Source organism: Bacillus sp. K2I17, from assembly GCF_002209985.1.
GTDB lineage: Bacteria > Bacillota > Bacilli > Bacillales > Bacillaceae_G > Bacillus_A > Bacillus_A wiedmannii.
The window spans coordinates 1-7631 of sequence record NZ_NJGF01000082.1 but is presented as its reverse complement, the minus strand read 5'-3'; the positions used below and the strand labels follow the sequence as shown (position 1 = coordinate 7631).

Here is a 7631-nt window from a genome sequence, read left to right as displayed (position 1 = left end):
GTAGGCCCAGTACTTCCAGTAGGCCCAGTGATCCCAGTAGGCCCAGTACTTCCAGTAGGCCCAGTGTCCCCGGTAGGCCCAGTGTCCCCAGTAGGCCCAGTGGGTCCAGTAGGCCCATCGGTAGGTCCAGTAGGCCCAGTAGGCCCAGTAGGTCCGGTAGGCAGTGTGAATGGTGGAATAGCTGGTAAAGTAGGTCCGAGTAAATCAGGATTTATTGCAGCAGAAGATAAAAACTCGTCCAATATAATTCACCTCTAAAAAATTCGTATTACTAATAGTAAATGCAATAATAAAGCGATGCGATATGGACAAGCGAATGTATTTTATAAATTTAACAAAAATTTCATTTAATAAGTATTCAAAAATCAAAAAGGAGCTATCTTAATTGTCTCTTCAATATCTAAATCTCCAAAATCCACTGTATATAATCCGAATCCTTCTTTTCCATCTACATATAGTAATGCTTTTCCGCCTTCATCATCACCGATTGCCAGTGAATTTGGTATATATTTTTGAATATCATGTGCTTCATTCATCTCTATGCAATCAGTAGGGCTCCAAATACGTATGTAAAGTTCATTTTGTACATTAATCTCTGCATTTGTACAATGTTGGATTACTTCTAAATAATCTAATGGTACATCTATTGATGAGAACTTTTGTAATTCTTGAATGGCCTCTTTACTCGCTGGTGATTCCTGAGCTTCTAATGTGAAGGCTTCATTTAATTTTTCTAGAATATTCATTAATAATCAATCCTCTCATACTTTACTTTTAATTTATCAAGAGGAACTGTTAAATGCTCATCAAAAGGTATCATTGGCTCAGTTTCAGGTGAATCCCATGGGCGTCTTGAATCAACTGTCTTACGATGTACTGTTACATAATCTGTTTTAAAAATTCTTTCAAATCGAGATTCAAAGTATTCTTGTTTTGAAATTATGTAGGAAAGGGAAGAGATTGTAAATATAAAATACAAAAATGAAGACTATGTGTATGTGAAATATGATATAAAGATGTATTCAGACTCTGGAAGAACAAAATTAGTTGATTTGTATTCAGAACAGTTTGCTGAAAGATATAGATAATACTTTTCTTTAAAATAAAAAACTGAACTAGGTAATTTCCTAATTCAGCTTTTTTAACATGATTTCACCCATATAGAATTTTTCTACCAACAAAATTAAGCTTCCACTTTTTACAAGAAGGACATAAATATAATTCAATAACAACAATACTGTCCTCAACTAACTCTTCAAACTTATCAAACGGCATTGTATCAACCATTTTATATACATCCATACATTCACCACATTCACACTTCGCACTTCGCACTTTCTATAGAACGAGAATTAAATACTTCTAAAGCATTATTACATAAGAAGTAAACCAATTCATGTGAAGGCTCTATTTCAGATGCTTCAGCTTCACGCCATACGCTTCTGGGAATCTCAGGTGATACACTTACTAGTCAATCCTCTATTATTTGACGCCAATCGAATAATAGAGTTCGTTTTTATTTAGTTTAAACAATTCTGTTTCTAAAGATATAAATACTAAGACTGTGTATTTTGTTGTAAAAATGCTTCTAAAATTCTTTTAACTGGCAGACTCGATTTTTTCAGTAGACTCTCTGCTTTATCCATTATTTTCTTGTTGGAAGCGATTATTTTTTTATATTCTTCATTGTTAAAAGAACGCAAAGAGTCTATTACATATTCAGCTAATTCATCATTCGCATTGAGTAAATCTAGTAATAAATTGAATCCATTCATCCCAGTATCTTCATCTATACAATATACTAATCTAATTTTATATTTATCATCTCTGTCCTTTAGATTTTGAAGCAATTTATCCCAATCATTTTCAGTAAATTCACTTATCAACTCTTGTACATACATAAATTCATCATCATAGAAGTAGTTATCTGAGCTATTTTCAGATAATACTGCATCTACTTTTTCATACATTTATGTTCCTCCTCTATTTGGTAAATCCACCTGGTAATGGTGCATTAATTTGACCTGTTGGATATCCACTAACCACATTGTCACCTATTTTTATTACATCAATTTCTACGCCGTCAATAATTTCCCTATGAAAAGTTGCTCCATCTCTCCCTCTAATACCTAACGGGGAAGAGTTACCTATATCAGTTATACTATCTAAAATCTTTGTATCACTCCAACTATCTGGAAATATTGTACTATTTTTTATTTTAGCCAATTTCCCGTCAGGGAATTGAGTCGTATATTTGATATCTTTCGTACCATTTGGATTGACCTTAATCGTCTCTGTAGCATAATTAGGATGACTATTTTTAATATTTGATGAATGTCCTCCAATAATTTCATTTTTATTAGGATTTTTTCTCTGTCCCAAAAGAATTTTCTCTTCCATTTCGGATGAAATAATTGACTTAGTCCCGCTGGCTTTCCCAACAGGTACTTTTTTAGCTGTATTTACAGCCTCAGTAGCCTTAGCAGTCATTTTAACTCCTTTTCCTACTTTAGCTATCTTTCCAAAGGGTGTAAGTCCGGCTACAGCCATGACACCTGCTCCAGCACGTTCCCACCCCGAAAGTTTTTCGCCAGTAGATGGATCAATACCATCCCAAACACGACGAACATCATACTCACCACTTATTTCACCCGCTATATCCCTAGCTAGTTTTTTACCATCAAAACCCTCTTTTTCTGATGATAGTGGTCCACACATTGCACCTTTTTCCATTGTAACATCTTGATTATCTGTATTGCGGAATTTTTCGGCAATTCGTTTCAAATCTTCTTCCACTTGTATAAGTGAATTGATAGATGTAAAAGCTTTTGGTCTCGCATCATTGAACATTTGAATGAATTGTTGATTAGAGGCACCAATCCATTGAAAACACAAATGATCAATTTCATTACATAAATTATTATGTATAGATTCTAATGCGATTCTGGTATTACTTGCACGATTTGCGACTTCTTCTAGCATTTCAGGTGTTACCTTGATTTGAACCATTTTTTTCCTCCCTTTCCCAATTAAAATTATGAGACAAAAAGAAAAAAATGTAGATACAGAAACTTTAGATTAATATAATAATATTCGCGTGAAATATAATCTACTTAATTGTAAATGAAGTCTATATATGTTAAATATTCCCTTACAAAAGAATAGTTTTATTAAAAAAAACAGTCCTGTTGGGCGGCTTTTTTATTTATTTCGTATTAAGTGGGATTAGCTGAGGAATATGGGCACCAAGTAGAAATGGATAAGTTGGAGTAAACTACCCGTTCAATAATGTATTAAATATTTCTGTTTAGCTACTTGTTACTTTATCGGATGGATAGATGTGCATAAGTGATACTATGAATATCTAAAGTGAATTAAAAAAACAAGGTTTCCAATGAAAACCTTGTTTTTTTATCTATTAATTATTTTCTTTTAACATTTATGTATATTCTTTCATAACCATTTGATGCAAGCATTGTGCCTAACTCCATTTTGTAGTTACCCTTATCTAAGTATGCGTGATAATCTCGCTCCCCTGAATTTTTGAAAGGTAATGCAACAATATCGTTAATTTCTTTATCTAGATTTAAATCTGAATTTATTAAGGTAATCCAATTTTTTGCTAACTCTACAGTAGCTTTATCAATTATAAATGTAATCATGAAATCATTTTCATTCTCACCTACTAAATAGAGTTGCCCTTGTCCATAATCATAAATCTTTCCTAAATTAGGATTAGAGGAAAGTAATTCTACCCTTTCACCATCGCCCATCTGGCCGCCGCTGATATATACGCTTTCGTATTTGAAATCTTCATTATAATTATTGTTTATTTTAGTTATTAGATTTTGAGCTTCTTTAGATACAGAATTTATTAGCAACGGTGAACTGTTTGTCCAGCTACTACTGTCGTAATGAAATTCACTTGTAATCATAGAGCTAGGGAGATCAAACGGTGGTAATTCAGGTTTTGCTTCTACAAAATTAATTGCATTATATAGAAACTGTGCATATTGTTCACGAGTTACAATTTTTTTAGGTTCAAACATATTATTTCCTGTTCCAACTACAATTTTATTTTCTTGAAGTGCACTGATTGCGTCAGTAGCCCAATAATTTTTTTCAACATCTTCAAATGTAGTTATAGATGATGTTCTTAATCTGAAAGCCTTTTTTAATACAGCAGCCAACTGTTCACGAGTTAAAGTATCATCTGGGCCAAATTTACCATTACCATATCCATTCATAATTCCAGCTTTAGCAATCGCTAAAATTTCTTTTTCAAACATAGTACCTTTTACATCATTGAATGGATTTTTGAAAGGAGGGTCAGTAGGATCAGTCACTGGTTGCATATAAGTATATAACAATCTAGCAACTTGACCTCGTGTGATGGGATCACCAAAACCAAATATACCATTTCCATAACCAGCAAAGATCTGTTTCTCTTTTAAATCCATAATTGCATTATAAGACCAATGATCTGAAGGAACATCGCGAAATCCAGTCTCAGCTTGTGCATTTGTTAAAGAGGTAAACGTTGATGTAGCAAGAACAGCGCCTGCTATAATAATTTGTTTGAATTTCATTAGTGAGCTCCTTTTAATTAATTTTTTTACAAATTAATTACTTATTTCATTAACAAATATAAATATAGCAATTAATATTATATTTATATTTGCAAATTAAATCAATATTTAGTGATAATTGGATATTTAGATAGATTACAAATAAATTTCGATTACTATCCATAACTACTAGGAAAGGCATACTATGTAAGTTTGATTAAATGCAGAAACTTGAATGAAGTCCGTATCTGCATTACGAAATAAAGGGCCGGATGTATACGTTTGATAGCGAGGTTCGCATTGACAATCACAGTCGCATTTTTTATGTTTCTTCCGATAACACTTATGTGAACGGTCGTAATAAAAGTTTGACATATTAATCACGCACCTCCTTTTTAGTACATGCTATGCGAAGAGTAGGAGGGAAGCTTGGACAATAGAGTATAGTTATTTAAGACAGAAATAGAAAAGACCGTCCCATTTAGAGACGGTCTTCTTAATTACTATAACCTAGTATTTATCAGTCCCAAAGACATGTTCTTTGTCTTTAAGCTGGCACTCAAAAACTTAACAATGTTTCTTTTTACAATGACAACAAATAAAGAAACATTTACAACGACACTTATTTTGCTTAAACTTCCAATCGTCATCGCAATTGTGCTTATCTTTAGATTTCCACCAATCGTCATCACAATGATGCTTATTTTTAGATTTCCACCAATCATCACAACAATGATTTTTCTTAGAACTCCAGCAATCATTATTCCAGGACATTCTTTTATACCTCCCTTCAATTAGGGTTCATACTATTCTATGTTTTAGTAAAAAAACTGCTTGTTTATTAACCTATTGTTATACTCTTATATGATAGAGAGCTTTCTACTAGATATAGAATTCATACAAACTATGCTAATTTCTAAGGGATAGTGGAGAGAACTACTAGTTGCGACATTTATCAACAAACACTAGTTGAAGAAAAATATTCTCGTTTTAAATAATATCTTATCTTTGGGTACGTTTTTTGGGTGTATATTTCACAATAGCGAAGGAAAAACATACTATATAAATGCAAATGAAGCCTATGTGTATGTGAAGTAAAAACAAGCCGTCCTGTCGGCTTGTTTTAGTTTATAACGTATTAAATGGGTTCAACTGGGGAGATCGGTTGGATAAAACTGCCCGTTCAACATCGTATTCCCTTGCTGAATCACTCCTCCAAAGTTAATGCCCCATGTATTTATGATAACTAGTCGGACAGGGTCTAGTGGTAGTGCAGCGTCTGTTGGAATAGCCGGATTTACTGGCTGTGTCACTCGAACTACGTATATAGGGTCTTGTGAAAAATAGGTTCTTGGGGGGCAAACACCCTTAAGCTAAAAAGTTGCTGAGGTGGAATCATAAATGTAACTGGACCAATAAACGGAGTTACTCCTTCGGGTTCGCAATAGATACATTATCCATTACCATTCTTATTGCCTTCGTCATCATCTGAACCACCGTTATCATTGTTAATTAACTCCCCACAAAGATATTCATAAGAGGGAAATACATCACCAACACAAGTATCTTGGTAATTTTGTACCGCTATAGTTACAATTTGTGGCTCGTCTGTTTGATTAAGCGCAGAAACTTGAATGAAGTCGGTGTCCGAATTGCGAAATAAAGGTCCAGATGTTAACGTTTGATAGCGAGGTTCACAAAGACAATCACAGTCGCATTTTTTACGCTTCTTCCGGTAGCACTTATGTGAACAGTCGTAATAATAGCATGTACTAAAAAGCACGAACCTCCTTTTAATTTATATTTACTAATTTGTTGAATCTAAATTCTGTATTTAAATCAAAGGCACCTGTATAATACACTGTTTCTATGATGAAAGATTGGAATTCACAATTGATGCAAAAATAAATGGCTGGACACAATATAAAGTACATAATAGCAAAGATCAAATATTTTATATTATAGCAAACTCAGAGTTAGTTACTGTCAAGAAAAGAGAAATTCACTTTTATAAGGAAGAACGTTATTGTTTTCAATTCTATTATCTAATTTAATAAATAAAAAGTTATCGTAATCTTTGGTATGTTAAGTATCGAGGTTTTCACAGATAATGCCCCTGAATATATTATTTGAATTTTCTGAAAATATAGGGAGACGTTTGAATTTATATTATTAGTGAGCAAGTCTAAGCAAATTGCAAGAATAAACATAATCTATCTTATAAAGTAGTGAGGCAGTACTAAAAAGATGAGATTTACTTTACTAGTTTTTTTATAGTAAGTAGGTTGGATTCCAAAAGACTTCTTCACTACTTTATAAATTTTAAAGGAAAGGATGATATAAATGGCAGAACATCGTGAAGATGAAATCCGTACTTTGTTACGCGCATTTCAATTAGTAGGAGCGAGGGTTGTATTATTTTTGCCTTCATTTCACGTAGAAGGTCTTATTACTCGAATCGGAGAAACCTTTGTTACACTTCGTCGTGGTAATGGAGAGGGCGTAGAAGTTGAAAGTAATGATAATGGAAATGCACTTGAAAATCCTAACCAAATTAGTGTCAAAATTAGTGATATTTTATCAGTTAGTGATGATCGAGGAGAGTAATTAGCAAGGTGAAAAAATGCACTAGGTATTGTATTCCTAGTGCATTTTTTAATGTTATATAAAATTCAAATAAACAAAAAATGTATCAAGTATGGAATTTGAAATTAATTACATACAAGCCTCTTGATAGGACTCTTATCGTAATTTATAAAAAAAGTTTGAAAAATATAAGTTATATCTATATTTTAGGTAATTGTACTATCACTTTTATACAAGTCATGTTTACAATATAATACAAACCTTTATAGGAGGGGATTATGTGTGTAAGTTCTGTTCAAATCAAGACAATACCAAATCTAAATTCAGATTATTCGATATAAAACCTATTCCGTTTTTTATTCCATCAAAATCTTTTGCATATTCATCAGGACCTCAAGAAACACCTGATATCTCAACACAAACAATTAGACCTCAAGAAACACCTGATACCTCAACACAAACAATCAGATCTCAAGA

General features: G+C 32.8%; 9 protein-coding genes and 1 pseudogene. 2 read left to right on the top strand and 8 right to left on the bottom strand.

Translation table 11 applies throughout. The features are described from left to right. From CER22_RS30380 to CER22_RS33960, 8 genes are all read right to left on the bottom strand, one after another. On the bottom strand, positions 1-242 hold a 242-nt coding region (locus CER22_RS30380; protein WP_142293608.1), incomplete at its 3' end, for an exosporium leader peptide-containing protein. Positions 243-365: 123 nt separating this feature from the next. After that, positions 366-746 (bottom strand): SMI1/KNR4 family protein, encoded by a 381-nt coding sequence (locus CER22_RS30375; RefSeq protein ID WP_088063578.1) that lies wholly within the window; start codon positions 744-746, stop codon positions 366-368. Positions 747-1152: 406 nt separating this feature from the next. Continuing rightward, positions 1153-1287 carry a hypothetical protein gene (locus CER22_RS33965; protein ID WP_255788347.1) on the bottom strand — a complete coding sequence of 45 codons (135 nt, stop codon included), beginning with the start codon at positions 1285-1287 and terminating at the stop codon, positions 1153-1155. Positions 1288-1556: 269 nt separating this feature from the next. Beyond that, positions 1557-1970 carry a hypothetical protein gene (locus CER22_RS30365; RefSeq protein ID WP_000273069.1) on the bottom strand — a complete coding sequence of 138 codons (414 nt, stop codon included), beginning with the start codon at positions 1968-1970 and terminating at the stop codon, positions 1557-1559. Between the two features lie 13 nt (positions 1971-1983). Further along, on the bottom strand, positions 1984-3009 hold the full coding sequence (locus tag CER22_RS30360) for a WXG100 family type VII secretion target (protein WP_088063579.1): 1026 nt from the start codon (positions 3007-3009) through the stop codon (positions 1984-1986). Positions 3010-3422: 413 nt separating this feature from the next. Further along, complete coding sequence (locus CER22_RS30355) at positions 3423-4589, bottom strand: S-layer homology domain-containing protein (RefSeq protein ID WP_088063580.1); 1167 nt, start codon at positions 4587-4589, stop codon at positions 3423-3425. Positions 4590-5071: 482 nt separating this feature from the next. Continuing rightward, positions 5072-5329 carry a hypothetical protein gene (locus CER22_RS30345; RefSeq protein ID WP_088610433.1) on the bottom strand — a complete coding sequence of 86 codons (258 nt, stop codon included), beginning with the start codon at positions 5327-5329 and terminating at the stop codon, positions 5072-5074. A gap of 387 nt (positions 5330-5716) precedes the next feature. Next, complete coding sequence (locus tag CER22_RS33960) at positions 5717-5881, bottom strand: hypothetical protein (protein ID WP_252195181.1); 165 nt, start codon at positions 5879-5881, stop codon at positions 5717-5719. 1030 nt (positions 5882-6911) lie between these two features. On the opposite strand from CER22_RS33960, the gene CER22_RS30335 reads away from it, so the two are divergent. Together CER22_RS30335 and CER22_RS33555 are read left to right on the top strand one after the other, a co-directional pair. Further along, a complete protein-coding gene (locus CER22_RS30335; protein ID WP_000807636.1) occupies positions 6912-7175 on the top strand; it encodes a hypothetical protein in 264 nt (87 codons plus the stop codon). Positions 7176-7434: 259 nt separating this feature from the next. Next, a pseudogene (locus CER22_RS33555) lies at positions 7435-7631 on the top strand (hypothetical protein); the annotation flags it as partial.